Source organism: Mesorhizobium sp. M2A.F.Ca.ET.067.02.1.1 (assembly GCF_004023285.1).
GTDB lineage: Bacteria > Pseudomonadota > Alphaproteobacteria > Rhizobiales > Rhizobiaceae > Mesorhizobium.
Map to the genome: position 1 here is coordinate 1 of NZ_RZSB01001104.1, position 1,345 is coordinate 1,345.

Sequence of the window (1,345 nt, forward strand, 5' to 3'; positions counted from 1 at the left end):
TCGAGCTGGAGATCGGCGGCGAGCGCCAGCGCGTCGAGATCGAGCTTCCGGTCGACCATCCCGCCGCGCAGAAGAGCCGCGTCGCCTTCAGGCCGCGGCGCTGGAAGCTTTTCCCCACCGCCTGAGCTACCTTTGGCCCTGCTCCTGCTCCAGTGCCCCAGTCTGGCGCTGTTCAAGAGTCAGCTTGGAAGAAAATCCTAGCAAAGAGCTGTTTCGGCGAGATATTTTCTAGACCCTTCCCGGCCTGTCGGAGCGCGTGCCTCGTCGCTTCAGGCATTCCCGACTATGGTCTCGCTATAGCTTCATTCATTTCCAAGGAGCCTGTTTTCATGAAGCGTCTATTGCTCGGCATCGCGGCTGTTGCCGGTCTCGTCCTCGCATCCTCCCAAGCCTGGTCGGCCGACAAACTCTTGAATGCATCCTATGACGTCGGCCGCGAGTTGTTCGTCGACATCAACAAGGCCTTCGTCGCCAAGCATCCCGGCGTCACCATCGATCAGTCGCATGCCGGCACCTCGGCGCAGGCGCGCGCCATCGCCGAAGGTCTTGCCGCCGATGTCGTCACCTTCAACCAGGTCACCGACGTCGACTTCCTGGTCAAGAAGGGCCTCGTCTCGGCCGATTGGCAAAAGGATTTTCCGGACAACGCGTCGCCCTTCTATTCCCTGCCGTCCTTCCTGGTGCGTGCCGGCAACCCGAAACACATTAAGGACTGGAACGACCTGGTGCGTGACGACGTGCAGGTGATCTTCCCGAACCCGAAGACATCGGGCAATGCGCGCTACACCTATCTCGCCGCCACCGCTTACGCCAAGGAGGCCTTCAAGGGTGACGATGCCAAGGTGAAGGAGTTCATCACCAAGCTCTTCAACAACGTTCCGATCTTCGACACCGGCGGCCGCGCCGCCACCACCACCTTCGTCCAGCGTGAGATCGGCGACGTGCTGATCACCTTCGAGTCCGAGACGCGCGGCATCCGCAAGGAATATGGCGACGACAAGTTCGAGCAGGTCACCCCTTCGGTCAGCCTGCTGGCCGAGTTCCCGGTGGCGATCGTCGACAAGGTCGCCGACGATCATGGCAGCCGCGATCTCGCCAAGTCCTATCTCGACTTCCTCTACACGCCGGATGGCCAGGAGATTGCCGCCGAGAACGGCTTGCGGGCTCGCGATGCGACGGTCGCCGCCAAGCACAAGGCCGACTTCCCGGACGTTCGCCTGCTGACGGTGGAGGAGGTATTCGGTGGTTGGGACAAGGTTCAGAAAGAGCATTTCGCCGCAGGCGGACTGCTCGATCAGGCCTATGGCACCCGCTGAAAGGGCTCCACAATCAGGAAGCGCAAGGA

The 1,345-nt window shown here is 61.4% G+C and carries 1 protein-coding gene and 1 pseudogene; both read left to right on the top strand.

Translation table 11 applies throughout. The features are described 5' to 3' along the window. Positions 1-125 (top strand): annotated as a pseudogene (locus EOA28_RS35815) (sulfate ABC transporter ATP-binding protein); the annotation flags it as partial. A 204-nt stretch (positions 126-329) separates the two neighbouring features. Next, positions 330-1,316, top strand: a complete 987-nt coding sequence (locus tag EOA28_RS35820; protein ID WP_127253676.1) for a sulfate ABC transporter substrate-binding protein — start codon at positions 330-332, stop codon at positions 1,314-1,316. Positions 1,317-1,345: the final 29 nt, after the last annotated feature.

Excerpts from the sequence above, each read along its gene's own strand:
- EOA28_RS35820 (WP_127253676.1), top strand. The coding sequence starts at position 330 with ATGAAGCGTCTATTGCTCGGCATCGCGGCTGTTGCCGGTCTCGTCCTC.